This window comes from Tomitella cavernea (assembly GCF_016599145.1).
Classification (GTDB): domain Bacteria; phylum Actinomycetota; class Actinomycetes; order Mycobacteriales; family Mycobacteriaceae; genus Tomitella; species Tomitella cavernae.
On record NZ_JAENKO010000008.1, the window covers coordinates 40,835 to 65,967 of the forward strand.

General features: G+C 70.7%; 20 protein-coding genes and 2 tRNA genes. 17 read left to right on the top strand and 5 right to left on the bottom strand.

The annotated features are described in order from the left end of the window. The first annotated feature begins 319 nt into the window (after positions 1–319). The 5 genes from JJ683_RS05090 (at position 320) to gatB (ending at position 6,092) form a co-directional block, all read left to right on the top strand. On the top strand, positions 320–1,510 hold the full coding sequence (locus tag JJ683_RS05090; protein WP_372435243.1) for a sensor histidine kinase: 1,191 nt from the start codon (positions 320–322) through the stop codon (positions 1,508–1,510). Positions 1,511–1,514: 4 nt separating this feature from the next. After that, the gene (locus JJ683_RS05095) at positions 1,515–2,177 is read left to right on the top strand and encodes a response regulator (RefSeq protein WP_200171872.1); all 663 of its coding nucleotides are present in this window, start codon (positions 1,515–1,517) and stop codon (positions 2,175–2,177) included. Positions 2,178–2,461: 284 nt separating this feature from the next. Continuing rightward, complete coding sequence (locus JJ683_RS05100) at positions 2,462–3,325, top strand: glycine-rich protein (RefSeq protein ID WP_200171874.1); 864 nt, start codon at positions 2,462–2,464, stop codon at positions 3,323–3,325. Between the two features lie 150 nt (positions 3,326–3,475). Next, the gene (locus JJ683_RS05105) at positions 3,476–4,510 is read left to right on the top strand and encodes an ATP-dependent 6-phosphofructokinase (RefSeq protein ID WP_200171936.1); all 1,035 of its coding nucleotides are present in this window, start codon (positions 3,476–3,478) and stop codon (positions 4,508–4,510) included. Between the two features lie 73 nt (positions 4,511–4,583). After that, the gene (gatB, locus tag JJ683_RS05110) at positions 4,584–6,092 is read left to right on the top strand and encodes an Asp-tRNA(Asn)/Glu-tRNA(Gln) amidotransferase subunit GatB (protein WP_200171876.1); all 1,509 of its coding nucleotides are present in this window, start codon (positions 4,584–4,586) and stop codon (positions 6,090–6,092) included. Positions 6,093–6,119: 27 nt separating this feature from the next. On the opposite strand, the gene JJ683_RS05115 is transcribed toward gatB, so the two are convergent. Then, positions 6,120–7,286, bottom strand: a complete 1,167-nt coding sequence (locus JJ683_RS05115; RefSeq protein WP_307810689.1) for a PQQ-dependent sugar dehydrogenase — start codon at positions 7,284–7,286, stop codon at positions 6,120–6,122. 113 nt (positions 7,287–7,399) lie between these two features. Here JJ683_RS05115 and JJ683_RS19600 point away from each other — a divergent pair, with 113 nt between their 5' ends. After that, a complete protein-coding gene (locus JJ683_RS19600) occupies positions 7,400–8,374 on the top strand; it encodes a DoxX family protein (RefSeq protein ID WP_200171880.1) in 975 nt (324 codons plus the stop codon). Between the two features lie 130 nt (positions 8,375–8,504). Here the strand turns inward: JJ683_RS19600 and ilvD are convergent, their stop codons facing one another. Together ilvD and JJ683_RS19605 are read right to left on the bottom strand one after the other, a co-directional pair. Beyond that, positions 8,505–10,346 carry a dihydroxy-acid dehydratase gene (gene ilvD, locus JJ683_RS05125; RefSeq protein ID WP_200171882.1) on the bottom strand — a complete coding sequence of 614 codons (1,842 nt, stop codon included), beginning with the start codon at positions 10,344–10,346 and terminating at the stop codon, positions 8,505–8,507. Positions 10,347–10,428: 82 nt separating this feature from the next. After that, complete coding sequence (locus JJ683_RS19605; RefSeq protein ID WP_200171884.1) at positions 10,429–10,938, bottom strand: PH domain-containing protein; 510 nt, start codon at positions 10,936–10,938, stop codon at positions 10,429–10,431. Between the two features lie 370 nt (positions 10,939–11,308). Here JJ683_RS19605 and JJ683_RS05135 point away from each other — a divergent pair, with 370 nt between their 5' ends. The 3 genes from JJ683_RS05135 to ilvC all read left to right on the top strand — a co-directional run bounded on the left by JJ683_RS05135 (position 11,309) and on the right by ilvC (position 14,916). Continuing rightward, positions 11,309–13,300, top strand: a complete 1,992-nt coding sequence (locus JJ683_RS05135; protein WP_200171886.1) for an acetolactate synthase large subunit — start codon at positions 11,309–11,311, stop codon at positions 13,298–13,300. Beyond that, complete coding sequence (gene ilvN / locus JJ683_RS05140; RefSeq protein ID WP_182348531.1) at positions 13,297–13,800, top strand: acetolactate synthase small subunit; 504 nt, start codon at positions 13,297–13,299, stop codon at positions 13,798–13,800. Before JJ683_RS05135 ends, ilvN begins: the two co-directional genes overlap by 4 nt. Positions 13,801–13,902: 102 nt before the next feature. Further along, positions 13,903–14,916, top strand: a complete 1,014-nt coding sequence (gene ilvC / locus JJ683_RS05145) for a ketol-acid reductoisomerase (RefSeq protein ID WP_182348530.1) — start codon at positions 13,903–13,905, stop codon at positions 14,914–14,916. A gap of 113 nt (positions 14,917–15,029) precedes the next feature. On the opposite strand, the gene JJ683_RS05150 is transcribed toward ilvC, so the two are convergent. Beyond that, positions 15,030–15,701 (bottom strand): S1 family peptidase, encoded by a 672-nt coding sequence (locus tag JJ683_RS05150; RefSeq protein WP_200171888.1) that lies wholly within the window; start codon positions 15,699–15,701, stop codon positions 15,030–15,032. A 273-nt stretch (positions 15,702–15,974) separates the two neighbouring features. Here JJ683_RS05150 and serA point away from each other — a divergent pair, with 273 nt between their 5' ends. The 6 genes from serA to JJ683_RS05180 all read left to right on the top strand — a co-directional run bounded on the left by serA (position 15,975) and on the right by JJ683_RS05180 (position 21,717). Next, complete coding sequence (gene serA / locus JJ683_RS05155; RefSeq protein WP_200171890.1) at positions 15,975–17,570, top strand: phosphoglycerate dehydrogenase; 1,596 nt, start codon at positions 15,975–15,977, stop codon at positions 17,568–17,570. A gap of 121 nt (positions 17,571–17,691) precedes the next feature. Next, positions 17,692–18,699 carry a 3-isopropylmalate dehydrogenase gene (locus JJ683_RS05160; protein WP_200171892.1) on the top strand — a complete coding sequence of 336 codons (1,008 nt, stop codon included), beginning with the start codon at positions 17,692–17,694 and terminating at the stop codon, positions 18,697–18,699. A gap of 106 nt (positions 18,700–18,805) precedes the next feature. Next, positions 18,806–19,606, top strand: a complete 801-nt coding sequence (locus tag JJ683_RS05165) for a fumarylacetoacetate hydrolase family protein (RefSeq protein WP_200171894.1) — start codon at positions 18,806–18,808, stop codon at positions 19,604–19,606. A gap of 74 nt (positions 19,607–19,680) precedes the next feature. Then, on the top strand, positions 19,681–21,171 hold the full coding sequence (gene gltX / locus JJ683_RS05170) for a glutamate--tRNA ligase (RefSeq protein WP_200171896.1): 1,491 nt from the start codon (positions 19,681–19,683) through the stop codon (positions 21,169–21,171). 195 nt (positions 21,172–21,366) lie between these two features. After that, positions 21,367–21,438 (top strand) — tRNA-Gln (locus JJ683_RS05175). Positions 21,439–21,641: 203 nt separating this feature from the next. Next, positions 21,642–21,717: transfer RNA gene (locus JJ683_RS05180), tRNA-Glu, on the top strand. Between the two features lie 482 nt (positions 21,718–22,199). On the opposite strand, the gene JJ683_RS05185 is transcribed toward JJ683_RS05180, so the two are convergent. Then, entirely contained in the window at positions 22,200–22,901 is a 702-nt protein-coding gene (locus tag JJ683_RS05185) for an IclR family transcriptional regulator (RefSeq protein ID WP_200171898.1), read from the bottom strand. A 92-nt stretch (positions 22,902–22,993) separates the two neighbouring features. Between JJ683_RS05185 and leuC the strand changes: the two genes are divergently transcribed. After that, positions 22,994–24,436 (top strand): 3-isopropylmalate dehydratase large subunit, encoded by a 1,443-nt coding sequence (gene leuC / locus JJ683_RS05190; RefSeq protein ID WP_200171900.1) that lies wholly within the window; start codon positions 22,994–22,996, stop codon positions 24,434–24,436. A gap of 64 nt (positions 24,437–24,500) precedes the next feature. Next, positions 24,501–25,106: a 3-isopropylmalate dehydratase small subunit gene (gene leuD / locus JJ683_RS05195; protein WP_200171901.1), complete on the top strand. Its 606-nt coding sequence runs from the start codon at positions 24,501–24,503 to the stop codon at positions 25,104–25,106. Positions 25,107–25,133 lie beyond the last annotated feature (27 nt).

Below are 25,133 nucleotides of genomic sequence, written 5' to 3' on the forward strand. Positions count from 1 at the left end.
GAACGGCCGGCGGAAGGGCACATCACGCGGATGGGCTGTTCCCGGCGGCACCGGCGGGGTGTGCGGGAGCGTGCGGCTCACCCCCCGGTGGCGGGTCGTCTGATACCGGAGAGTGATGTGCGTGCAGGGTGCCGAACTTAGACTCGGGCGCGTGAGGTTTCGGCGGCGGGCGCGCGGACGCGACCAGGACGGCGTGGATCGCAGGCGCCGTCTCCCGCGGCGGCGTCGCGCGGCCGACGGCCCGTCGCGCAGGGAACTCCGCGCGCGGCGGCGTGCGGAGAAGCGCGCGGCCTCGAAGCCCCGACGGGGCGCGCGCCGCGTGCGGGCCGCTTTCGCCGGACGCGGCGAGGTCACCCTCATCGTGGTGGTCACGGCGACCCTCTATGCGGTCGCATGGCCGACGCTGCACCTCACCCATCAGGTGCCCGCGCCGCTGCAGCCGCTGATCGCCGCGCTCGCCGCGTTCCCTTTCCTGGTGGTGCGCGCCAATCCCGTGCTGGGCTGGAGCATCTCGATCGCGGCGGCCATCGTCATCCCGGTGGCGTTCGACTCCACGCCCGAGGCGCCCGGCGGGCCGCCGTGGCAGGTGGTGCACATACTCGTCCTGCTGGCCTTGTACATAGCTGTGTGCCTGACGGAGCAACGCGAGCGGGTGGCCGCCGTGTGGGTCGGCACCGTCGTCGTTTTCGCCGTGTACGCGCCGGGCTCCGACTGGTTCGGCTGGGTGGTGGGGCTCACCACGATCCTCGTGTTCACGGTGCTGTTGCGGCGGCTGTGGCTTTCGCGGCGCCAGCTCGAACGCCAGGAGGAGCTCAGCAGGGCGGAGCGCAGCCGCAGGGCGGTGCTCGAGGAGCGGGCGCGGATCGCCCGCGACCTGCACGACGTCGTCGCACACCACATGTCCCTCGTCGTGGTGCAGGCGCAGACGGCGCAGTACCGGATCGGCGGGCTCAAGCCGGAGACGACAGCCGAGTTCGATTCGATCGCCGGCACCGCGCGCGAGGCGCTCGACGAGGTGCGTGCGATGCTCGGGGTGCTGCGCAGCGACGAGCACATGGCAGAGCGCGCGCCGCAGCCGGGCGTCGACAGGATCGGCGAACTGGTCGAGGGGAGCCGGCGCGCAGGCATCGACGCCCGCTTTGGGGTGACTGGCGACACCGCACGCATCCGTACCGCCGCGGGCGTTGTTCTGTATCGGATCGTGCAGGAGTCGCTGTCCAACGCGTCCCGGCATGCGCCGGGCTCGCGGGTGCGGGTAACGCTGCGGGTGGCCGACGGCGACGAGGAGGCGGTGGTGGAGATCGTGAACGGACCGGCGCGCACGTGGGCGGCGGAACCAGGCGTGGCTGCGGAGACGGACGGTGCGGCGGGCGGCGGCAATGGGATCCGGGGGATGCGGGAACGCGCCGCCGCGGTAGGCGGAACGCTGTCAGCGGAGCCGACCGACGATGGCGGTTTCGTCGTGCGCGCGACGCTCTCGATCGTCGAGACCGCGCGTCAGGCAGGATGATCCGGTGACGACCACGGTGTTTATCGCGGACGACCAGGCGATGGTCCGGCAGGGTTTCGGCGCGCTGCTGGCGGCCCAGCCCGACATCAGCGTCGTGGGGGACGCGGCCGACGGGCGTGCGGCGGTCGCCGAGGTGCGTCGCTTGCGGCCCGACGTGGTGCTGATGGACGTGCGCATGCCGGAGATGAACGGCATCGACGCCGCCCGCGACATCATGGACGCGCACCTCTATCCGCCGGTGCGCGTCCTGATGCTCACCACCTTCGACATCGACGACTATGTCTACGACGCGCTGCGTGCCGGGGCGAGCGGCTTTCTGCTCAAGGACGCGCCCGCCGACGAGCTGGTGCGCGCCGTGCGGGTGGTCGCGGGCGGCGATGCGCTACTGGCGCCGTCCATCACCCGGCGGATGATCAGCGAATCGGTACGCCGGCGCTCCGCAGCCCGGTCCGTGCCGTCGGGGCTCAAAGAGCTCACGCCGCGGGAACGCGAAGTGCTCGAACACGTCGCGCGCGGGCTGTCCAACGGCGAGATCGCCCAGGCGCTGTTCCTGTCCGAGCAGACGGTGAAGACCCACGTGGGAAAGGTGCTCGCCAAGCTGGGTTTGCGCGACAGGGCCCAGGCGGTGGTGGTGGCCTACGAGAGCGGCGTCGTCACCCCGGGGTGAGCGCGTGCTGAGTAGTGCTGCGCCCGACGATCAAGTGTTTTCTGCTCGTTTCAGGCCGTCGGCGTGCACTTTTCGCTTGGTCGCCGCGTGTTCGGCGTCCACCGTTGCGTTATTAGATCGTAATCAAATTCTGTTGAATACATCCGCCATTTGGCGGATGTATCGCGGCCGCGCCCGGCGCATGGTGAAGGAGTCCATCGGAATCCGAGTGTGGGGAGAACGCGATGTATCGACGTCGATCGGCCGGCAGGACGGCCGCGAAGGCGGGGGTGGGGTTCGCGACGATGGCGCTCGCCGGCGCCGCGGCGGTGGCGCTGCCTGAGGCTGCCGGAGCGGCCCCGCTGCCCGAGAACTGCACCTCGTACACGCCGCCGTTCGCCGCGACGCGGGTGGTGTGCGAGTTCGACTACACCGGCGCGGCGCAGACCTTCCACGTGCCCGACGGGGTGAGCGAGCTCGACGTGACGGCGGTCGGGGGGCAAGGGGGTGCAAGCAGCAACGCGAAGGGAGGGGTTGGTGCGAAGGTGTCAGGTACTGTCGACGTCGATTCCGGCACCGACGTCAATGTGATGGTGGCAGGAGATGGGGGCCTGCCTGGTGGTGGATTCAATGGTGGTGGCGAAGGGGGTCCGGATCCGGCTCACATTACCGACTACTACGGCGGCGGTGGCGGCGGAGCGTCGGATATTCGTACGAGCAGTGCGCTTGACTCGAGATTGATTGTCGCGGCGGGTGGCGGCGGTGGTGGCAACTATCGCAACGGCGGCGATGCCGGCCGGCCCGGTGGTGGGGATGGCGGCGGTCAGCCTGGCTCCATGACTTCGGGGGGCGCTGGAGGTGGGAATGTGAATATCGGCAATCCGGGCAGCAAGGGTGTCGGCGGCGACGGAATACACCTCAATGGAGCCTGGCCGTCGTCAGGCGGGGGCGGCGGCGGATTCTTCGGCGGTGGTGGCGGAGGTGTTTCCGACACCGAGCTTTACGGCGGCGGCGGGGGCGGCGGCTCGTCGCTGGTGCCCGGAGGCGGCTCGATGACCCTTGCCGGCGAGGACGAGGCGCCGTCAGTGACCATCTCCTACACGATCTGCACCGGTTCGGTGTGCCAGATGGCCGGGAGCCTGGGGAATCTCTTCGGTTCGCTCAGCTGACAGGATGGACACCGCCGCTCGATCAAGCGATCCGGGTACTTCGCAGCGCCCCGGATGTACCCGGATTGCTTGATCGGCACGCCGGTGCGCGATTCCGCCGACCGCAACCGTGCCGCGCTGGCAGGCTGGGTGCCGGAGGTGGTCATGGCCATGCGTATCGGAATCCTCACCGGCGGAGGCGACTGCCCTGGCCTCAACGCCGCGATCCGCGGCATCACCCGGTCGGCGCTCGACCAGTACGGGTCGACGGTGGTCGGCTTCCATGACGGCTGGCGCGGCCTGCTCACCGATAGCCGCAGGGAGATGTCCGGCGGCCAGCGGCTGGACCGCATCCTGCCGCGCGGGGGCACCATCCTGGGTACGGCGAGGGTGCATCCGGAGCGGCTCCGGGCCGGGCTGGGCGACATCCGCGCCACGCTCGAACGCAACCGGATCGACGCACTGATCCCCATCGGCGGCGAGGGCACGCTCAAGGCCGCCCGGTGGCTCTCGGACGAGGGGGTCCCGGTGGTGGGCGTGCCCAAGACCATCGACAACGACATCGGCGGCACCGACTACACCTTCGGGTTCGACACCGCGGTGTCGATCGCCACCGACGCGATGGACCGCCTGCACACCACTGCCGAATCGCATCGGCGGGTCATGCTCGTCGAGGTGATGGGCCGGCACACCGGGTGGATCGCGCTCCGCGCGGGCATCGCCACCGGCGCGCACATCATCACCATCCCCGAGGACCCGTTCGACATCGACGAGATCTGCGGGCTGATCCGGGCCCGCTTCGAGCGCGGGGACCGGCACGTGATCGGCGTCGTCGCCGAGGGTTCGGTCCCGCGCGAGGGCAGCGGGATGGCGCTGCGCGACGGCGGCGTCGACGAGTACGGGCACGAGATCTTCACCGGTGCGGCCGCGCAGATGGCCCCGCTCATCGAGCGGGCGGCCGGCGTGGAGGTGCGCACCACCGTGCTCGGCTACATCCAGCGCGGCGGCACGCCCAGTTCCTACGACCGGGTGCTGGCCAGCCGCCTCGGCGCGCACGCGGCGCGCGCGGTGCACGAGGGCCGCTTCGGGACGATGGCGGCGGTACGGGGCACGCGGATGGAACTGACCCCGTTGGCGGAGGCGGTGCGCGAGCTCAAGACGGTGCCGCTGGAGCTGTATCGGGAGGCGCGGATCTTCTTCGGCTGAGCGCGCGGGCAGCGCCGTGGGGGAGGGCGCGCCCGGTAGCCGGAGGGCGCCGCCGGGTGAATAGACTCGGGCCATGACTGCAGCCACCGCCGCCAAGCTCATGTCCTACGACGACGTGATCGGACGCTTCGACCCGGTCCTGGGCATGGAGGTCCACGTGGAGCTGGGCACCGCCACCAAGATGTTCTGCGGGTGCCCCACCGCGTTCGGTGCCGCACCGAACACCCAGGTGTGCCCGGTGTGCTTGGCGCTTCCGGGGGCGCTGCCGGTGGTCAACGACAAGGCCGTGGAGATGGCCGTGCGCATCGGTCTGGCGCTGAACTGCTCGATCACGCCGTGGGGCCGGTTCGCGCGCAAGAACTACTTCTACCCCGACCAGCCGAAGAACTACCAGATCTCGCAGTACGACGAGCCCATCGCCACCGAGGGGGTCCTCGACGTGGTGCTCGACGACGGCGAGACGTTCCGTGTGGAGATCGAGCGCGCCCACATGGAAGAGGACACCGGCAAGCTCACGCACGTCGGCGGCGAGACCGGGCGCATCCACGGGGCCAGCCATTCGCTCATCGACTACAACCGCGCCGGCGTGCCGCTGGTGGAGATCGTCACCAAACCCGTCGTCGGTGCCGGCGAGCGCGCGCCGGAGGTGGCGCGCGCCTACGTGACGGCGCTGCGTGACCTGCTCAAGGCGCTCGAGGTCTCGGACGTCCGCATGGACCAGGGTTCGCTGCGCTGCGACGCCAACGTGTCGTTGATGGGCAAGGGTGCCGCAGAGTTCGGCACGCGCACGGAGACGAAGAACGTCAACTCGCTCAAGTCGGTGGAGGTGGCGGTGCGTTACGAGATGCGCCGCCAGGGCGCGGTGCTCGCCGGTGGCGGCGAAGTGACCCAGGAGACCCGCCACTTCCAGGAGGCCGACGGCAGCACCCGCCAGGGCCGCCGCAAGGAGACGGCGGAGGACTACCGCTACTTCCCGGAACCCGACCTGCAGCCCGTCGCCCCCGACGCCGCCTGGGTGGAGGAGCTGCGAGCGACGCTGCCGGAGATGCCGTGGCTGCGCCGGGCCCGCATCCAGGAGCAGTGGGGGCTCTCGGCGGAGGAGATGCGTGACCTCGTCAACGCCGGCGCGCTCGACCTCATCGCGGCCACGGCGGATGCCGGCGCCCCCGCGGACGCGGCCCGCTCGTGGTGGGTGTCCTACCTGAGTCAACAGGCCAATGCCCGGGGCACGGAGCTCGCGGAGCTGCCGATCACCCCGGTGCAGGTGGCGGAGGTGATCGGCCTGGTGGCCGACGGCAAGCTCACGAACAAGCTGGCACGCCAGGTGGTCGACGGCGTGCTGGCGGGCGAGGGCGGCCCCGCGCAGGTGATGGCCGACCGCGGCCTCGAGGTGGTGCGTGACGACGATGCCCTGCAGAAGGCGGTCGACGCGGCGCTCGCCGCCAATCCGGACATCGTCGAGAAGATCAAGGGCGGCAAGGTGAAGGCTGCGGGCAAGATCGTCGGCGACGTCATGAAGGCCACGCGCGGCCAGGCCGACCCGGCGCGCGTCCAGGAGCTCGTCCTCGCGGCCTGCTCCTGAGCGCCGGCGGCGCCCGCCGCCTCCGCGTCAGACCCGGCTGCCCCCGCCGCCGGCGAACGGGATGACCACCACCCGGTCGTCGGTGGCCACCGCGCCGCCCGAGGACTTGTTGACCGTCGCGCCCCAGATGGTGCCGTCGCCGGCGATGAGCGCCGCGCCGAAGTGACCGTACTTGTCCTCGGCGAGCACCAGCGGGTCGCCCGTGACTGCGCCGCTCTCCTTGCTCACGGTCACCGCGGCGACGGACTTCGCGCCGTCGAGGGCGGTGACCACGGTGCCGTCCGCGGCCGCGCAGCCGCCGACCCCCGGCTTGTCCGGCCACGACCACACGAGGGTGGGCGTCGAGCCGTCCGCGGCGATCCGCTGCAGCCGGTCCATTGTCGGCGCACGGTCGGTGATCCACAGCGCGCCGGTCTGCGGATCGCGGCACAACCCGCCCGCAGCGCCGAACCCGGCGGCGACCACTGCCGGATTCCGTGCTCCCGGCGCAGGGTCCTGCACGCGCAGCAGTTTTCCGGAAAGGGACGCCGGATCGGCGCCGCCGCCCGCGTCGCCGGTGAGGACCGTCAGCTGGCGGGGCTCGGTGAATGCCAGGTCGCCAGCGTTGCCGGTGGGCCCCTTGGGGATCCCCGTGAGGATGGGCTTGGGTGCGTCGCCCTGGGTGAAGCGGACCACACGGTTGTCCTGCGGCGTGGTGATGTAGGCGTAGACGAGGTGGTCCTCGGCGAACGTGGGCGACAGTGCAAGCCCGGTGAGCCCGCCGTCGCCGGCCGGGTCGACGGGGATGCGTGCGAACTCGGTGGGGTCGCCGTCGCGCGGGACTGCCATGATCCGCCCCGTGGTCCGCTCGGCGACGAGCGCGGTGCGACCGTCCGGCAGCATCGCCATGGCCCCGGTGGTGTCGAGGCAGGTGGCGATTACCGACGGGTCGGGGTCGTCGCATGGGCCGGCGGGCGGCGGCGGGGTAGGGCTCTGCCCCGGCGGCGGGGGCGGCTGCGGCGCCTGCCCGGGGGGCGGCCGGTCCGGTTCGATCCCCGCGCCGGACACGGTCTCCGGAACGGCGTGGAACGGTGCGGTCTCCGCGCCGCCGAAGCGCGCGCAACCGGTGAGCAGCCCCACCGCCGCGGCGGCCGCGGCGGCCCCCGTGGCCACCGACCTCAAGGTCCGCAGGCGCGTCGACGAGTTCCACTCCACGCCCGCCAACCTTACGGAACCCCCGGCGATCGGGCCCGTGCCGGGCCGTCGGCCGCCCGCCACGCCCTCGCGAGGTCCCCGACGGGGGCGTGCGCCCGTTCTAGTGTGGGGCTGTGAACGACGCATCCCGGCCGTCAGACGGCAACGACGCAGGCGATTTTCCGGCCACCGGCGGCTCCGCGCCGCAGCAGCCGCAGCAGGGCGGCGCCCGGACGGGGGCCGCGACGCACGAGAGCGGTGCGGACACCTCGGCGATGGGCGTGGGCACCAGCCCGTTCGACGAACCCACCGGCGAGTTCCCGCCGGCCACGGGCGGCCCCGGGTGGAGCGGTATCGGTGGGGACGAGCCGGATCCGGAGACCCGGGTGATCCCGCACAGGCAGGTGATCAGCCGCGAGGACGACGTGTTCGGCCCCGGCGGGGACGAGCAGCAGACCACGCGCATCCCCTCGTACGAGGAACTGAGCACGGGGGCGCCGGACCCCGCCCGGCGCGAACCCGCCGACATCGCCGCCGCGATGGACCAGGCGCTGACGGACTCCCCGGCGAAGGCCAAGCGCGGCACCCTCGACATCGGCCTGCTGGTGATCCGCGTGGTGCTCGGCGGCATCCTGTTCGCCCACGGGTTGCAGAAGCTCACCGGCAATTGGGGCGGCCCCGACCTGGACGGGTTCCGCACCGTCCTGGAGTCCGGCGGCTTCAACTACGCGCACGCGCTCTCGATCGCGGGCCCTGTCGGCGAGGTGGTCGTGGGTGCGCTGCTGGTGGTGGGGTTCCTCACGCCGCTGGCGGCCGCGGGCGCGGTGGCGATCCTCATCAACGCGTGGTGCTTCATGCAGGCGTCGACGCCGGGCCTGCAGTTCTTCACGAACCAATCCGGGGCGGCCGGCTCGGGCGTGGAGTTCGAGACGATGCTGCTCGCCGCGGCCGTGGGCATCACCCTCACCGGCGCGGGCCTCCTGTCGCTGGATGTCAAGCGCGGGTGGACGAGGCGGCCGTTCCTCGGCTCGTTCGCGTTCCTCCTGCTCGGCGTCGCGGCGGGCGTGGTGATCTGGGTGGTCTTCAACGGGGCCAACCCCTTCGCCTGACGGCCGGCGCATCCCCGGAGCGGCGGCGACGCCCGGGGCCTGAGGCCTGAGAAGCGGCGACGCCCTTCCCCGCGGGGAAGGGCGTCGCGCTGGTGTCCCGTGCTGTCATCGGCGTCCCGGCGCCGGTGCCTCAGTCGACGACGCGCACCGCGCCCTTATCGGCCGACGAGGCCATTTTGGCGTAGGCGCGCAGCGCCTTGGTGACCGTCCGCTCGCGGCCGACGGGCGTCCACGGCTGTTCCGCGGCCTCCATCGCCTCGCGGCGGCGGGCCAGCTCTTCGTCGGCGACGAGCACCTCGAGCGTGCGGGAGGCGACGTCGATGCGGATCCGATCACCGTTCTCGATCAGGCCGATGGCGCCGCCGGCCGCCGCCTCGGGGGAGACGTGGCCGATGGAAAGCCCCGAGGTGCCGCCGGAGAAGCGGCCGTCGGTGATGAGCGCGCACACCTTGCCCAGGCCGAGCCCCTTGAGGAACGACGTGGGGTGCAGCATCTCCTGCATGCCCGGGCCGCCTGCGGGGCCTTCGTAGCGCACCACGACCACCTCGCCGGGCGTGATCTTCTTGCTGAGGATCTCGGAGACCGCCTCCTCCTGCGACTCGACGACGTGCGCAGGCCCGGTGAAGCTGAACAGGTCCTCGTCGATGCCGGCGGTCTTGAGCACCGCACCGTTCTCGGCGATGTTGCCGCGCAACACGCACAGCCCGCCCTCGGCGGTGTACGCGTGCGCGAGGTCGCGGATGCAGCCGCCCGCAGCGTCGGTGTCGAGTGATGACCACCGGTTGTCGGTGGAGAACGGGGTGGTGGTGCGCACCCCGCCGGGCGCGGCGTGGAAGATCTCGAGCGCCTCGTCGGTGGCGGTGCCGGAGCGGATGTCCCAAGCGCCCAGCCATTCGTCGACGGTGGGGGTGTGGACCGTGCTCACGTCCTTGCTGAGCAAGCCCGCCCGGTGCAATTCGCCCAGCAGCGCGGGGATTCCGCCGGCCCGGTGCACGTCCTCCATGTGGTAGTCGGAGTTGGGCGCCACCTTGGACAGGCACGGCACACGGCGGCTGATGGCATCGATGTCGTCGAGGTCGAAGTCGATCTCGCCCTCCTGCGCGGCGGCGAGGATGTGCAGCACGGTGTTGGTGGAGCCGCCCATGGCCACGTCCAGCGACATGGCGTTGGCGAAGGCGTCGCGCGAGGCGACGGAACGGGGCAGGACGGACTCGTCGTCGCCGCCGTAGTAGCGCTTGGCGATGTCGACGACGGTCCGGCCGGCGTCGGTGAACAGCGCGCGGCGTGCGGCGTGCGTCGCCAGCGTGGACCCGTTGCCGGGCAGCGCGAGGCCCAGCGCTTCGGTGAGGCAGTTCATGGAGTTGGCGGTGAACATCCCGGAGCAGGACCCGCAGGTGGGGCAGGCGGACGCCTCGACCTCGGCCAGGCCGGCGTCGTCGACGGCGTCGCTGGCGCTCGCGGAGATCGCGGTGATCAGGTCCGTGGGGGCCTGGGCCACGCCGTCGACCACCACCGCCTTGCCGGCCTCCATGGGGCCGCCGGAGACGAAGACGGCGGGGATGTTCAGGCGCATCGCGGCGTTGAGCATGCCGGGCGTGATCTTGTCGCAGTTGGAGATGCACACGAGGGCGTCGGCGGTGTGCGCGTTGACCATGTATTCGACCGAGTCGGCGATGATCTCGCGGCTCGGCAGCGAGTAGAGCATGCCGCCGTGGCCCATGGCGATGCCGTCGTCCACGGCGATCGTGTTGAACTCCTTGGCCACTCCGCCGGCGGCGCGCACGGCCTCGGCGACGATCTCTCCGACGTCCTTGAGGTGCACGTGGCCGGGGACGAACTGGGTGTAGGAGTTGGCGATCGCGACGATGGGCTTGCCGAAGTCCGAGTCGGTCATACCGGTGGCACGCCACAGGGCGCGCGCGCCCGCGGCCCCGCGGCCGGCGGTGGTGGTTCTGGAGCGGAGTGGTGGCATGCTCGACCTCGTCGTCTCGTGGCTCGTCGTTCTGGAACCCGGGTCGTCCCGGAACCCGGGGTGTGATTGCCTGCTGCGGAGGTTACTCGGGGTCCTCTTCGATCCGGTCGCCGCGGGCCCGGCCGTCGTCGCCGGGCTCGTCGGCCGGCGACTGCGAGCGCAGCACAGTGGGGTCGGGGAGGCGTCCGCCGCTGGCCTCCGAGACCCGTGGGATGTCGTTCCAGGTGACGGCGGACAGCCGCACCACCGTCCCGTCCCGCAGATACGCGCGCGCCCAACTGATGCCGAACACCCGGGGGTGCGGGAACACTACGCCGCGCACCCGGTCCCATGGCACGGTCCGGTGGCCGGTGGTCGTGCGGACCTCCGCACCGGCGGGCGAGACGGTGGTGCGCATGCGCGCCACCCACCACACGAGGAAGAGCGGGACGAGCAGCAGCCAGCCCGTGTAGGCCGGCCAATTGAGGACGGGGACGAGGATGATGGCGGCCAGGCAGGCGACGGCGAAATAGCCGCTGCCGGGGATGCGGAACACCACGGAGTCGGCACCGGCGCGGGGCCGTTCGCTCGCCGGGTTATCATCTGGGGGCACGTCATGCGAGGGCGACACGATCCCGATCCTCGCATCCCGGCCTCGGGTTCCCTCACCATGGGACACCGCTCGTGCGGGTTCGGTATTCGATCGCGTCCGGCACGCCCGGCCGTCCTCCGATGCCGCTGGAGTTGACTATGCGTCCGCTGCGCGCCTACTGTCTTAGGCATGAAGCACTCGGAATTGCTCGTAATCGGCTGGCGCGTCCAAGCGTGAACCGACCAGTCATCTGAGCCGTTCCCGCTTCGACGCGCCACCCTCGTACAGCAGCTTCTGCTGGCGGGGGTTTTTTGTTGTCCCCAGCACCGACCACCCACCGTCCCCGCGCACGGAAACTCTGCGCGGCGGGCCCGACCAGAGGAAGCATGCAGTGAGCGCACCCACCGCGCGGCCGCAGCCGCAGCCGCGGAAGGCCACGTCCACCAGTGCCGATGATTCGACGTCCGACGGCACGCTCGTCGCCGCCCAGGAGACCGCTACGGCGGTATCCGGACGCCGCAGCGTGCCCCCGGAGACCGTGACCGGCGCGCAGTCGGTCGTCCGGTCGCTCGAGGAGCTCGGCGTCGACACGGTCTTCGGCATTCCGGGCGGTGCGATCCTGCCGGTCTACGATCCGCTGTTCGACTCGCGGCGCGTGCGCCACGTCCTCGTCCGGCATGAGCAGGGCGCCGGCCACGCGGCCACCGGGTTCGCCCAGGCGACGGGCCGCGTCGGGGTGTGCATGGCCACATCCGGACCGGGCGCGACCAACCTGGTGACCCCGCTGGCGGACGCGCAGATGGACTCCGTGCCGGTGGTGGCGATCACCGGCCAGGTTGCCCGGACCCTCATCGGCAGCGACGGGTTCCAGGAGGCGGACATCGCGGGTATCACCATGCCCGTGACCAAGCACAACTTCCTCATCGGCGACGCGGCGGACATCCCCCGGGTGATCGCCGAGGCCTTCCACATCGCGTCGTCGGGCCGGCCCGGCGCGGTGCTGGTGGACATCCCCAAGGACGTACTGCAGGCGCAGACCACCTTCATCTGGCCGCCCGAGATGAATCTGCCCGGGTACCGCCCGGTCACCAAGCCGCACGTCAAGCAGGTGCGCGAGGCGGCGCGGCTCATCGCCGCCGCCAAGGCGCCCGTGCTCTACGCGGGCGGCGGCATCATCAAGGCGGAGGCCTCGGCGGAGCTGCTGGAATTGGCCGAGCTCACCGGGATCCCCGTGGTCACCACGCTCATGGCGCGTGGCGCCTTCCCGGACAGCCACCCCCAGCACTGCGGCATGCCCGGCATGCACGGGGCCGTGTCCGCGGTGGCGGCGCTGCAGCGCGCAGACCTGCTCGTCACCCTCGGCGCGCGGTTCGACGACCGCGTCACCGGCAAGCTCGATTCGTTCGCGCCGCATGCGAAGGTGGTCCACGCGGACATCGATCCGGCGGAGATCGGCAAGAACCGGCACGCGGACGTCCCCATCGTGGGCGACTGCCGCGAGGTGATCGTCGAACTGCTGCGCGCCATCCGCGAGGAGCGCACCTCTGCGCCCGCGCCGGACCTGTCCGAATGGTGGGCCTACCTCGACGGCCTGCGTGCGACGTACCCGCTGAGCTACGACCGGCCGGCCGACGGCGCGCTGTCCCCCGAGTACGTCATCGAGGCGGTCGGCAAGGCCGCCGGGCCGGACGCCGTCTACGTGGCGGGCGTGGGGCAGCACCAGATGTGGGCCGCACAGTTCGTGCACTACGAGAAGCCGCGCACGTGGCTCAACTCGGGCGGTCTGGGGACCATGGGCTACGCCATCCCGGCGGCGCTCGGCGCCAAGATGGGCATGCCGGACACCGAGGTGTGGGCCATCGACGGCGACGGCTGCTTCCAGATGACCAACCAGGAGCTGGCCACCGCCGCCATCGAAGGGGTGCCGATCAAGGTCGCGCTGATCAACAACGGCAACCTGGGCATGGTCCGCCAGTGGCAGACGCTCTTCTACGAGGAGCGGTACTCCAACACCGACCTGGCCACGCACTCGCGGCGCATCCCCGACTTCGTCGCCCTCGCCGAGGCGCTGGGCTGCGTGGGGTTGCGGTGCGAACGTGAGGAGGACGTCGAGGAGGTGATCGCGCAGGCCCGCGCCATCGACGACCGTCCGGTGGTCATCGACTTCATCGTGGGCGCCGACGCCCAGGTGTGGCCGATGGTCGCCTCCGGCACCGGGAACGACCAGATCATGGCGGCCCGCGACATCCGACCGCTGTTCGACGACGACGAGACCGCGGAGCCGGCCGCCATCGAGGCGGCCGCCGACGCGCAGGAACAGCACCGGCTCACCGCCGCCGGCGGCGACACGGCGCAGACCGAGACGGAGGGAACCGACAAGTGAGCACCACCCACACGCTGAGCGTCCTGGTCGAGGACAAGCCGGGCGTGCTCGCGCGCGTGTCTTCGCTGTTCTCGCGACGCGGCTACAACATCGCCTCGCTCGCGGTCGGCAGCACCGAGGTGCCGGGCATCTCACGGATGACCATCGTCGTGACGGTCGAGGACTTCCCCCTCGAGCAGGTGACCAAGCAGCTCAACAAGCTCGTCAACGTCATCAAGATCGTCGAGCAGGACCCGGCCAACTCGGTGGCCCGTGAACTCGTGATGATCAAGGTACGCGCCGATGCCACCGTGCGCTCACAGGTGATCGAGGCGGTGGGCCTGTTCCGCGCCAAGGTCATCGACGCGTCGCCGGAGGCGCTCACCATCGAGGCCACCGGCACCCGCGACAAGCTCGAGGCCTTGATGCGGATGCTCGACGACTACGGCATCCGCGAGATCGTCCAGTCCGGTGTGGTCGCGGTGGGCCGCGGCCCCAAGTCGATCACCGCGACCCGATAGATTCACCGGTACACGGCCGGAGACTCCGGTCACGCACCGCACGCACAATGCTCGTCCTCGGCACAGGCAGCACCGCCGAACACACTATGAAGGGAAATCAACGTGGCAGTCGAGATCTTCTACGACGACGATGCCGACCTGTCGATCATCCAGGGCCGCAAGGTCGCTGTGATCGGCTACGGCAGCCAGGGACACGCGCACTCGTTGAGCCTGCGCGACTCCGGCGTGGACGTCCGCATCGGCCTCAAGGAGGGGTCGAAGTCGCGTGCCAAGGCGGAGGAGCAGGGGCTCACCGTCGGCACCCCCGCAGAGGTCAGCGCGTGGGCCGACGTCATCATGCTGCTCGCGCCGGACACCGCGCAGGCGTCGATCTTCACCAATGACATCGAGCCCAACCTCAAGGACGGCGACGCTCTGCTGTTCGGGCACGGCCTCAACATCCACTTCGAGCTGATCAAGCCCGCGGCGAACATCACCATCGGCATGGTCGCGCCCAAGGGGCCCGGCCACCTGGTGCGCCGCCAGTTCGTCGACGGCAAGGGCGTGCCCTGCCTCATCGCCGTCCAGCAGGACCCCAAGGGCGAGGGCCAGGCGCTGTGCCTGTCCTACGCCCGGGGCATCGGCGGCACGCGCGCCGGCACGATCAAGACCACTTTCAAGGAAGAGACCGAGACCGACCTGTTCGGCGAGCAGGCGGTGCTGTGCGGTGGCACGGAGAAGCTGGTGCAGACCGGCTTCGAGGTGATGGTCGAGGCCGGTTACGCGCCGGAGATGGCCTACTTCGAGGTGCTGCACGAGCTCAAGCTCATCGTCGACCTGATGTACGAGGGCGGCATCGCGCGGATGAACTACTCGGTGTCCGACACCGCGGAGTTCGGCGGCTACCTGTCCGGTCCGCGCGTCATCGACGAGTCCACCAAGGAGCGCATGCGTGAGGTGCTCGCCGACATCCAGTCGGGCGAGTTCGTCAAGCGCCTCGTCGCCAACGTGGAGGGCGGCAACAAGGAGCTCGAGGCGCTGCGCAAGGAAAACGCCGAGCACCAGATCGAGGTCGTCGGCGGCAAGCTGCGCAGCCTCATGAGCTGGGTCGACCGCCCCATCACCGAGACGGCCTGACGCTCCTCCGCGCACAGTCGCAGGCGCACCGCGCACATGCGACGCCGCCCGCCCCCTGCAGTGGGGGCGGGCGGCGTTGTTCGTGACTGTTCGAGATCGTGTGTGCGCGACGGTCAGATGGGCCGGAACCCGGCGCCGACGCCGCCGGCCGCGTTGATCGCGTCCAGCGCCGCGACGATGGTGGTGCCCACGGTGGGGCTCAGGCACGGCACCTGGATGAAGGCGTTGACCATGCCGACGAGGGTCGTGCCTACCACCACGGGCGCGCCGGAATCGCCCTCCATGACGCAGATCTGGGTCCAGGTCTCATGTCGCACGGTGTCGGTGAGCCAGGTGACGCCGCACGTGACTCCGGTGGTGCGCCCGTCCTTGCAGGCGACGCCCGGGAAGTTCACCGGGCTGCCGGTGCGGGTGATCGTGATGCCGCCCACCTGGTTGACGGGGGCGACCAACGCGGGGTCGAACTGCACGACGGCAACGTCGAGCGCCGGGTACTCGTCGACGATCGTGCCGACAGGGGTGCCGTTCCAGCCGAATTCCGGGACCACCGCGTCGCCCGGATCGCCGCAGTGCCCGGCGGTGAGACCCACGAGCCTGCCCCCGCCGTCGTGCCCGATGGTCGTGAGCGTGCACGCGGCGACGTCTCCTGCCGCATCCGTCAGGAGGATGCCGGACCCGCCGCCCAATGCGGCCTGGGCGGGCGCGGCCGTGGCGGGTGCGGCCAGTGAGACCGCCGACGCCGCAGTGACGACCGCAGCGGCCGCGGCCGTCCACGCCCTGCGCATCCGGTGCGAACGCACATTGCGCGCGCGACCGAGCGGGCTGCGCGCGGGGGGGCGCGGGCTGTGTGTGCGGGAAAGAACGTGCACGGGTGATCCCCTCGTCTCGACCGGTCCGCACTCGTCGCGGATGGTGCCATCGTATGGGAGCACAATCCGTGTCACCCCTACAAGAGGCGCGCGGGGGCGGGCGGCGCCGGATGCGACGTCGGGACCGCGGCCGCGGGGCCGTAAACTGGGGCGGTCCGAATATTCCACTACCGCAGGGGAGACACACCCGTGACCCAGTCAGGCCGGCCCGTAGTCCTGATCGCTGACAAGCTAGCCCAGTCGACCGTCGAGGCGCTCGGGGGAGATGTCGAGGTCCGCTGGGTCGACGGCCCCAACCGGCCCGAGCTGCTCGCCGCGGCCCCGGCTGCGGACGCGCTGCTGGTGCGCTCCGCGACCACGGTGGACGCCGAGGTGCTCGCCGCGGCTCCCAACCTGAAGATCGTGGGACGCGCCGGGGTGGGCCTGGACAACGTCGACATCCCCGCCGCCACCGAGCGCGGCGTGATGGTGGTCAACGCGCCCACCTCCAACATCCATTCGGCGGCGGAGCACGCCATCGCGCTGCTCATGTCCACGGCGCGGCAGATCCCCGCGGCGGACAAGACGCTGCGCGACGGCGAGTGGAAGCGCAGCAGCTTCAACGGCGTCGAGCTGCTCGACAAGACCGTCGGCATCGTCGGCCTCGGGCGCATCGGCCAGCTGGTGGCGCAGCGGCTGGCGGCGTTCGAAACGAAGATCGTCGCCTACGATCCCTATCTGCCGGCCGCGCGCGCAGCGCAGCTCGGGATCGAACTGCTCAGCCTCGACGAGCTTCTCGCGCGTGCGGACATGATCACCGTGCACCTGCCGAAGACGCCGGAGACCAAGGGCCTCATCGGCGCCGAGCAGCTGGCGGGCATCAAGGAGGGCGCCATCATCGTCAACGCCGCGCGCGGCGGCCTCATCGACGAGGACGCCCTGCACGACGCCATCGTCTCCGGGCGGGTGCGCGGCGCCGGCTTCGACGTCTACGCCACCGAACCGTGCACGGATTCCCCGCTGTTCGCCCTGGACCAGGTCGTGGTGACCCCGCACCTCGGTGCGTCCACCGCGGAGGCGCAGGACCGCGCGGGCACGGACGTCGCCAAGTCCGTGCTGCTGGCGCTGGCCGGCGAGTTCGTCCCCGACGCCGTCAACGTCTCCGGAGGCCCTGTGGGCGAGGAGGTCTCGCCCTGGCTGGAGTTGGTGCGCAAGCTGGGTCTGGTCGCCGGGATCCTCTCGGAGGGCGCGCCCAGCACCGTGCAGGTGGACGTGCGCGGCGAACTGTCCTCTGCCACAGTCGAAATCCTCGGGCTCGCCGCGCTGCGCGGCATGTTCTCGGCGATCACCGACGATGCGGTCACGTTCGTCAACGCGCCGCAGATGGCCGAGCAGCGCGGGGTCACCGTCAGCGTGGATACGCACACCGAGAGCAGCACGCACCGCAGCGTGGTGGAGGTCAAGGCAGTCACTGCGGACGGCGGTGTGGTGTCGGTGGCGGGCGCGCTCACGGGGCTGCAGCAGGTGGAGAAGCTGGTCCAGATCAACGGACGCAGTTTCGACATCCGCGCGGAGGGCAACAACGTGCTCATCAGCTACGCGGACGCCCCCGGCGCGCTGGGCAAGATCGGCACGGTGCTGGGCGACGCGGGCATCGACATCCAGGCCGCGGCCCTGTCGCACGACGCGGAGGGCACCGGCGCCACGATCATCCTGCGGCTCTCCGAGACGGCGTCCGACGACGTGCTCACCGGTCTCAAGGACGCCGTGTCCGCCTCGCGCGTCGAGCAGGTCGAGCTGTCCTGACGACGCGGCGGGGCAGCAGTCCCGTGCCCACCGCTGCCGCCGCGGACCGGCGGCGTGTCCTACCGACAATTGCACGGCGCGCCGCCCCGGCGGGCCGTGGACCATGCGAAGTGAGGAAACGATGAAGCTCGCCGTCATCGCAGGCGACGGGATCGGCCCCGAGGTGGTCGGCCAGGCCCTGGGGGCGCTGCGCGCCGTGGTTCCGGGCGTGGAGACCACCGAATACGACCTGGGCGCCCAGCGGTACCACCGCACGGGCGAACTCATGCCGGACGGCGTGCTCCACGAAATTCGCGGGCACGACGCGATCCTGCTCGGCGCGATCGGCGACCCGTCCGTGCCCAGCGGCGTGCTCGAGCGCGGCCTGCTGCTCAACACGCGGTTCGCGCTGGACCACCACGTGAACCTGCGCCCGTCCAAGCTGTACGCGGGCGTGACGAGCCCGCTGTCCGGGGCGCCGGCGATCGACTTCCTCGTGGTCCGGGAAGGCACCGAGGGGCCGTACACCGGCACGGGCGGCGCCATCCGGGTGGACACCCCGCACGAGGTCGCCACCGAGGTCAGCACCAACACCCGGTTCGGCGTGGAGCGCGTGGTGCGCTATGCGTTCGAGAAGGCGGCGGCGCGCCGGGGGCACCTCACGCTGGTGCACAAGAACAACGTGCTGGCCTACGCGGGCACGCTGTGGACCCGCACCGTCGAGGAGGTCGGGGCCGAGTACCCGGACGTGGAACGGGCCTACATGCACGTCGACGCCGCCACGATCCACATGGTGACCGACCCCGGGCGGTTCGACGTGATCGTCACCGACAACCTGTTCGGCGACATCATCACCGACCTCGCGGCCGCGGTCAGCGGCGGGATCGGGCTGGCGGCCAGCGGCAACATCGACGCCACGGGCACCAATCCGAGCATGTTCGAGCCGGTGCACGGCAGCGCGCCGGACATCGCGGGCCAGGACAAGGCCGACCCCACCGCGGCGATCCTTTCGGCCTCGCTGCTGCTCGAACACCTCGGGCGCACCGGGGAGTCCGCACGCATCGAGCAGGCCGTCGCCGAGGACCTGCGCGAGCGCACGGGGGCCGCGGGCACCGCGGAGACCGGCGCGCGCATCATCGCGCGCATCTGAGGCGCGGCAACAGGCATCCACGGCACGGCGACGGCCCGCCCCCGCACGATGGGGGCGGGCCGTCGCCCTCGTACGCCGTCCGGCGGGGCGCCGTTAGGATGTGCGCATGCGACTGGGACGAGTGATCAGCACGGACGGTGTCGCCTTCGTCAAGATCGATGAAGGCGACGTGGACATGACCAGCGGCCGCGTGCCCGCCGAGATGCGCGCGCACGAGATCAAGGACCACCCGTTCGGCACCCCCACGTTCACGGGCCGCAGCTGGTCGCTGGCGGAGGTCCGGCTGCTTGCGCCGATCCTCGCCAGCAAAGTCATCTGCGTCGGCAAGAACTACGCCGATCACGCGGCCGAGATGGGCAGCGCGCCCCCGGCGGACCCGGTGATCTTCATCAAGCCGTCCACCTCGATCATCGGGCCGGACGTGCCGATCAACCGGCCGCCGACCTCGCAAGAGGTCCACTTCGAGGGCGAGCTCGCCGTCGTCATCGGCCAGGTGGCCAAGTCGGTGCCGGCCGAACGTGCACTGGAGGTGGTGCTGGGGTATTCCTGCGCCAACGATGTCACCGCCCGTGACCAGCAGCGCCACGACGGCCAATGGACACGCGCCAAGGGCCACGACTCGTTCTGCCCCATGGGCCCCTGGATCGAGACCGACCTCGATGCCTCCGCGGTGCGTCTGCGCACGACGCTCGACGGGAAGGTCGTGCAGGACTCGAACACCTCGCTGCTCCTGCACGACATCCCGACCCTGATCGCCTGGATCTCGGACGTGATGACCCTGTTGCCCGGCGACGTCATCCTCACGGGCACTCCTGCCGGGGTGGGGCCGATGACGGCGGGACAGACGGTGGGTGTGGCGGTCGACGGCATCGGCCTGCTGCGCAATCCCGTCGCGGACCGGGCCTGAGCGTCGGGGCCGCGACGGGCTGGCGGGGACCACGGCTGCGGGGCACGTGACATGCGCCGACTAGGCTTCCGGGAATGAGCACTCCGTCTGAAGTCCGCGTCAGATTCTGCCCGTCGCCCACCGGCACTCCGCACGTGGGGCTCGTGCGCACCGCGCTGTTCAATTGGGCCTACGCCCGTCACACGGGGGGCAAGCTGGTCTTCCGCATCGAAGACACCGACGCCGCGCGGGACAGCGAGGAGTCATATCACGCGATCATCGACGCGTTGCAGTGGCTGGGGCTCGACTGGGACGAGGGGCCGGACATCGGCGGCCCGCACGCGCCGTACCGGCAGTCGCAACGGCGCGACCTCCACCTCGACGTGGTGCGGCGGCTCGTCGAGTCGGGCGACGCCTACGAGTCGTTCTCCACCCCAGAGGAGGTTGAGGAGCGGCATCGCGCCGCCGGACGCGACCCCAAGCTGGGCTACGACAACTTCGACCGCGACCTCACCGCGGAGCAGCGGGCGGCCTTCGTGGAGCAGGGGCGCAGGCCGGTTGTCCGCCTCCGGATGCCCGACGACGACCTGACGTGGACCGACCTCGTCCGCGGGGAGGTCTCCTTCCGTGCCGGCAGCGTCCCGGACTTCGCCCTCACGCGGGGCAACGGCGTGCCGCTGTACACGCTGGTCAACCCCGTCGACGACGCGATGATGGGCATCACACACGTGCTGCGCGGCGAGGACCTGCTCTCCAGCACGCCGCGGCAGCTCGCGCTGTACGCGGCTCTGCAGCGGATCGGCGTGGCGGAGTTCACCCCGCGGTTCGGGCACCTGCCGTTCGTGATGGGCGCGGGCAACAAGAAGCTGTCCAAACGCGATCCCGAGTCCAGCCTGTTCCACCACCGCGACCGCGGGTTCATCCCCGAGGGGCTGCTGAACTACCTGGCGCTGCTGGGCTGGGGGATCTCCGATGATCACGACGTGTTCTCCATGGACGAGATGGTCGCGGCCTTCGACATCGGCTCGGTCAATTCCAATCCGGCCAGGTTCGACCAGAAGAAGGCCGACGCGATCAACGCCGAGCACATCCGGCTGCTCGACCCGGCCGACTTCGCGGAGCGCCTGCGCGCGTTCCTCACCGCCGCAGGGCAGCTCCCCGTGGACGTCGACGAGGCCGCGTGGCGGGCGGCGGCGGACCTGGTGCAGACGCGGATCGTGGTCCTGTCCGACGCATGGGGGCTGCTGCGCTTCCTGTTCGCCCCGGACGCCGAGTTCGTCGTCGACGAGAAGTCCGCGGCCAAGAACCTCAAGGCGGAAGCGGTGCCGGTGATCGCGGCCGCCACCTCCGTGCTCGAGGGGCTGGGGGAGTGGAGCACCGACGCGATCGAGCAGGCTCTCAAGGGGGCGCTCGTCGACGGTCTGGGCATCAAACCCCGCAAGGCTTTCGGCCCGGTCCGCGTGGCCGTGAGCGGCTCGCATATCAGCCCGCCCTTGTTCGAGTCGATGGAACTGCTCGGCCGGGAGCGGAGCCTGCGCAGGCTCGCCGCGGCCGGGGAGCTCGCGGCGGCCGCGGCCGCAGACTGACCTTCCGGGTCGGCCGTGGTCCCGCTCCGCCGGGCCCCGGCCGGCGCGGTCCGGCCCAGCGCGCCACCGGGTGACGGGCGCCACCGCCTGTCGATTTGTGTAAACAGGGGGAGGCCCTGGTAGTGTTCTGATCGTTCGAGCGGGAGCGCGGGACACCGGCGAAGGCCGGATCATTCGTGTGCCTGTTCGAAGTGATGGGGTATGGTGTAATTGGCAACACAGCTGATTCTGGTTCAGCCATTCTAGGTTCGAGTCCTGGTACCCCAGCGAAGAGTCCGCTCTCTCCGTCTCCGGGGTTCACAGCCCGGTTGCGCCGCGCGTAGAGTCTCGGCGCGGAGGCGATTTGGAGAGCGGATTCAAGCCGGTTAAACTGGCTGGGGTTCACCGAGTGCAGCGCAATGGTTCGCTTTGTGTCTGGATGGTGCCGCGGCCGGGAATGCCGGCGACAAAAGAAGATACGGCAAGTTCCTGGCCCCGTCGTCTAGCGGCCTAGGACGCCGCCCTCTCAAGGCGGTAACGCGGGTTCGAATCCCGTCGGGGCTACCACAAGAGAGCTCACCCCATCTCCGGGGTGGGCTCTTTTTCTGTTTCGGGGATGACCCGCCGCGTAGCCAGATCCGAGCGCCGTATGGGCGGACCGCACACGGATTCCCCGGCGTTCCTGCGCAGCGGGTGCTCGAGCTCGCAGGGGCGTCCGGCCGCTGCCGCCCGCGCAATCACGAAGGTCCCCCGAAATCACGGACGCCCCCAACGGCCGGGGCCGGTGGGGGCGGTGATCTGCGCACCTGTCAGCTCAGCAGCGAATCCAGCCCGGCCCGCCCCTGGATGACGACGGAGAGCTGAGCGAGCTTGACGATGAAGAAGGAGGGGATACCGAGACTGGAGCCGACGATCTCATCAATGGGCATGGGCGGGTCCTTTCCTGACTGCACTTCGGTGCGTACGGATACTGGAGCGACGTCACCGCAGCCGCGCCGCCCGAAGAGTATATCGGTGCGGTTACCGCTTCGTTACCGGCGTCCGGCGGCTCAGAGCCTGCGTTGCAGGGCGTCGGCGGCCGCGAGGAGGTCGTCCGCCCAGCGCGTGCCGGGGCGGCGGCCGATCCTGTCGGTGGGGCCGGACACTGAGATCGCGGCCACGACGGCACCGCGCGGATCCCGGATGGGTGCGGCGACGCTGGCCACTCCCTGCTCCCGCTCGGCGCTCGACTGCGCCCATCCGCGGCGGCGGACCTCGGCGAGGGTCCGCTCGGTGAACCGCGCCCCCGCGAGCAGGTCCTTGCGCACGTGGTCGGCGCACCATGCTGTGAGCACCTTTGCGCCGGAGCCGGCCGTCATGGGAAGTCGTGTGCCGGTCGGAACGGTGTCGCGCAATCCGGACGGCGGCTCGGCGCTCGCGATGCAGATGCGTTCGGTGCCGTCACGGCGGTAGAGCTGCACCGATTCACCCGTGATGTCGCGGAGCCGGGGCAGGACGTGTGCGGCGGCGTCCACCAGCGGGTCCTGCACCGCGGACGCGAGCTCGCCCACTCGGGGGCCGATTTGCCAGAGGCCGTCCCCGTTGCGCAGCAGCATGCCGTGCGTCTCCAGCCCCACTGCGAGCCGATGCGCGGTGGCCCTAGGCAGCGCGGTGCGCTCGCAGAGGTCGGAGAGGTTGCAGGGGCGTTCGGCGGCCGCAAGGAGGACCCCCATGGCCTTGTCGAGGACTCCGATACCGCTATGATGTCTCACAGAACGATATTATCGTCTCGCATGTTGAGACACCACGGTCGGGGTCCGGACGACCGGACCGCGGGACGGCGCGTTGAAGGGATTTGAGTGGCATGAGTGATGGAGCAACTCGGGCGTCGGCGCCTCGCACTCTCGCGGAGAAGGTCTGGGACGAGCACGTCGTCGTAAAGGGGGAGGGCGAGGGCGCGCAGCGCAAGCCAGACCTGGTCTACATCGACCTGCACCTGGTGCACGAGGTCACGAGCCCGCAGGCGTTCGAGGGTCTGCGCCTGGCGGGACGGAAGCTGCGCCGGCCCGACCTCACGATCGCCACCGAGGACCACAACGTGCCTACGATCGGCATCGACAAGCCGATCGCCGATCCCACCTCGCGCACACAGGTGGAGACCCTGCGCCGCAACTGCGAGGAGTTCGGCGTGCGTCTGCACTCCATGGGGAACATCGAGCAGGGCATCGTGCACGTGGTGGGACCCCAGCTGGGTCTGACGCAACCGGGGATGACCGTGGTCTGCGGCGACAGCCACACCTCCACGCACGGGGCGTTCGGCGCGTTGGCCATGGGTATCGGCACCTCCGAGGTCGAGCATGTGATGGCGACGCAGACGCTGTCGCTGCGCCCGTTCAAGACCATGGCGGTCACGGTCGACGGCCTCCTGCCCGACGGGGTGACGGCGAAGGACCTGATTCTGGCCGTGATCGCGCAGATCGGCACCGGCGGCGGCCAGGGGCACGTCATCGAGTACCGGGGCGAGGCCATCCGGGCACTGTCGATGGAGGCGCGGATGACGATCTGCAACATGTCCATCGAAGCCGGCGCCCGGGCCGGCATGGTGGCGCCGGACGAAACCACCTTCGAGTTCATCGAGGGCCGCGCGCACGCGCCGCAGGGGGCGGACTGGGACGCCGCAGTGGCGCATTGGCGGAGCCTGCGCACCGACGAGGGCGCCGTTTTCGACAAGGAGGTCCGCATCGATGCCGCCGCGCTGACGCCCTTCGTCACGTGGGGGACCAACCCGGGCCAGGGGGCGCCGCTGGGCGGCTCCGTGCCCGACCCCGAGGCCATCGCCGACGCCGACGAGGCGGCCGGCGTGGCGTCTGCCCTGGAGTACATGGACCTGCGTCCGGGAATGCCGCTGCGCGACATCGCCGTCGACACCGTCTTCGTCGGGTCGTGCACGAACGGCCGCATCGAAGACCTCCGCGTGGTCGCCGACGTGTTGCGCGGACGCACGGTCGCCGAGGGGGTGCGGATGCTGGTGGTGCCGGGATCGATGCGCGTGCGCGCGCAAGCGGAGGAGGAGGGCCTCGGCGAGGTCTTCACCGCGGCGGGCGCGGAGTGGCGTCAAGCCGGATGCTCGATGTGCCTGGGGATGAACCCGGATCAGCTCTCGCCCGGCCAGCGGTGCGCCTCCACCTCCAACCGAAATTTCGAAGGCAGGCAAGGAAAAGGGGGGCGCACGCACCTGGTGTCGCCGGCCGTGGCGGCGGCGACCGCCGTGCGCGGCACGCTCTCCGCGCCCGCCGACCTCTGCTAGCCGCGCCGCGCGCCCGGCGCCCACACCCTGATCCGCACGCACAGTACAGACGGGAATCGAGACTATGGAGCCCTTCATCACCCACACCGGTATCGGTGTGCCACTGCGACGTTCCAATGTCGACACCGACCAGATCATTCCGGCGGTGTACCTCAAACGTGTCACGCGCACCGGCTTCGAGGACGCGCTGTTCGCGGCCTGGCGCAGCGATCCGCAGTTCATTCTCAACACGCCGCCGTACGACCGCGGGTCGGTACTGGTGGCGGGCCCGGACTTCGGGACCGGATCCTCGCGTGAGCACGCGGTGTGGGCGCTGTCCGATTACGGCTTCCGCGTGGTCATCTCGTCACGTTTCGCCGATATCTTCCGGGGAAACGCCGGCAAGCAGGGGCTTGTCGCGGCCGAGGTGGAACAGCATGACGTCGAACTGCTGTGGAAGACCATCGAAGAACATCCCGGCACGGAATTGACGGTGGACCTGCAGGCCAAGACCGTGACCGCGGGCACCCTGGTCGTCCCCTTCGAACTGGATGATTACACCAGGTGGCGACTGCTCGAGGGGCTGGACGACATCGGCCTGACAATGCGCGTCGAGGAGTCGATCGGCGCATTCGAACGTCAGCGCCCGCAGTGGAAGCCGCGCACGCTGCCGGATCCCGCCGCCGGCTGAGCCCGGCCGCGGGCTGCGGCCGGTCGA